Origin of the sequence: Streptomyces sp. NPDC047072, assembly GCF_040643855.1 — a bacterium.
Taxonomy (GTDB): domain Bacteria; phylum Actinomycetota; class Actinomycetes; order Streptomycetales; family Streptomycetaceae; genus Streptomyces.
This window is the reverse complement of the sequence record NZ_JBEYVC010000356.1, coordinates 1-2,106: the sequence shown is the minus strand read 5'-3', so window position 1 is coordinate 2,106 and position 2,106 is coordinate 1. Positions and strand designations below refer to the sequence as shown.

Sequence of the window (2,106 nt, the reverse complement as noted above, 5' to 3'; positions counted from 1 at the left end):
CTCGAATCAGACGGGCGACGGGCGACGGGCGACGGGCGACGGGCGACGGGCGACGGGCGACGGGCGACGGGCGGACCGCTTGCGGTGCTTTTCGCGGCGCGGTCGCAGAACGCGCTGCACAGGCTCCTCGACACGCTCCCCGTCTTCGCCGGTGACGACCGCCTGCGCCGCTGCTTCACCCTCGTCCCCGGCTCCGACTTCTCCCTCGCCGCACTCGACGCGATAGAGCGGGCCGGCGGCCACACCATTCCCTGGTCCGAGGCCGCCTCCCAGCCCTTCGCCCTCGTCCTCGCCGCCAGCCCCAAGGGCGATCTCCAAGCCCTCCGCGGCCCCCGCGCCCTCCTCCCGCACGGCGCCGGATTCAACAAGACCATCCCCGACGACGGCACCGAGGACTCCGCCTCCGGCCTCGATCCGGCCCACCTGCTGCTCCCTGACGGCCTCCCCCTCGCCGACCTGTACGCGTTCGCCCACCCGAGCCAGCTCAGCCGGCTCGCCGACGTCAGCGGAGACGCGGCGGCCCGCGCCAAGGTCGTCGGCGATCCCCTGCTGGAACGCTTCCTCGACTCCGCCGACCGCCGGGAGAGCTACCGCGCCGCCCTCCGCACCGGCACCCGCCGCCTGGTCGTCCTGCTCTCCACCTGGGGCCCCGAGTCCCTGCTGCGCCGCCGCCCGTCCCTGGTCACCGACCTGGCCGCGGTCCTGCCGTACGACGAATATCAGCTCGCCCTGGTCGTCCACCCCAACGAACGCGTCCGGCTCGGCACCCTGGACCTCGAACAGCACCTCGAACCCGCTCGCCGGGCCGGCCTGCTCCTGCCCGCGGCCTACGAGGAATGGGCCTCGGTCGCGGTCGCGGCGGACGTCCTCGTCACCGACCACGGCTCGGCGGCGCTCTACGCGGCCGCGTTGGACCGCCCGCTGCTCACCGCGTACGACGGCGGCGGGGAGCTGATCCCCGACAGCCCGATGGCTACGCTCATCAGCCGCGTCCCCCGCCTCGGCACCGACATCGCCACCGCCCCGCAGGCCCTCGCCGAGGCCCTCGCCGCCCACCGGCCCGGCAGCGTACGCGCGCTCACCGACACCGTGTTCGCGGAGCGCGGCAACGGCCTGGAGCGGCTGCGGGAGGAGCTGTACGCCCTCCTCGGCCTGGAACCGCCCACCACCCCGGCCGTCCCCCGCCCGCTCCCCGACCCCGCACCGGCACCCGCCACCCCGGCGGCCTTCGCGGTACGCGTCCGGCAGCAGCCCGGCGGCCCGCTCCGGGTGACCCGTCATCCCGCGCACCTCGAACTGCCTCACCCGGTCCACCACCTGGCGGCCGAGGCCGGCACGGCGAACACACGGTACGCCCAGAGCGCCGCGCTCCTCTACCGCAGGGCGAGCCGCCCCGCCCCGGCATCCGGCGGCGCGCTGGTGACCACGGCGGACGCCTGGACCCGACGGACCCTGGCCACCCACCCCGGTGGCCGCCGTACCGCCGCGGTCGTCGTCTCGGACACCCGCTGCCTGCTGCGCACCCGCACCGGGCCCCTGCTCTCCGCCCGCATCGAGCCCTGCTTGGTCCCGGAGGGGTTGGTGTACGCCGACCCGGCCGCCGTTCTCTCGGCGATACACGCGGCCCTCGTCACCGCCACGGACCAGACCGCCCTCACCTGCGCGATCGGCGAGCACCTCTTCGCCGTACGACTGTCCCCGGCGACCACGGAGGAGGCCGCGCTGCCGGTGTAGCCACCCGGCCGCAGCGCCCCCTCGGCTCACGAAGGCTCAGGCCAGCCCGGACCGTCCCCGGGCAGCGGCGGCCGCCAGACGGAGTCCCCGTGCCTCGTCGTCCCGCCCTTCCCGCTCGGCGAGTTCGGCGAGAGCGTCCAGCACGCGAGCCTCGTCCCGGGAACCGCCCCGGCCCCGGGTCCCCTCCAGCGCGGCCCGGTAGAGCACGTCCGCCTCGGCCGTCCGGTCGAGCCGGACCAGGACCCCGGCGAGCGCGAACTCCGCCCGCGCGGTGAGCCGGGCGCCATGCAGAAGCGCCCGTTGTAGTCGATCTGCGAGGTGCCCAGCACCACCCGGGCGAACTTCCCGAGCGCGTACGCCTTCTCGTTGGTC

At 75.7% G+C, this 2,106-nt stretch carries 1 protein-coding gene and 1 pseudogene; one reads left to right on the top strand and one right to left on the bottom strand.

The window, feature by feature from the left end:
• Positions 1 to 1,734, top strand: a 1,734-nt coding sequence (locus ABZ896_RS52605; protein WP_360946611.1) for a translation initiation factor 2, incomplete at its 5' end; no start/stop codon positions are given.
• A 36-nt stretch (positions 1,735 to 1,770) separates the two neighbouring features.
• Here ABZ896_RS52605 and ABZ896_RS52600 read toward each other — a convergent pair.
• Positions 1,771 to 2,106 (bottom strand): annotated as a pseudogene (locus ABZ896_RS52600) (hypothetical protein); the annotation flags it as partial.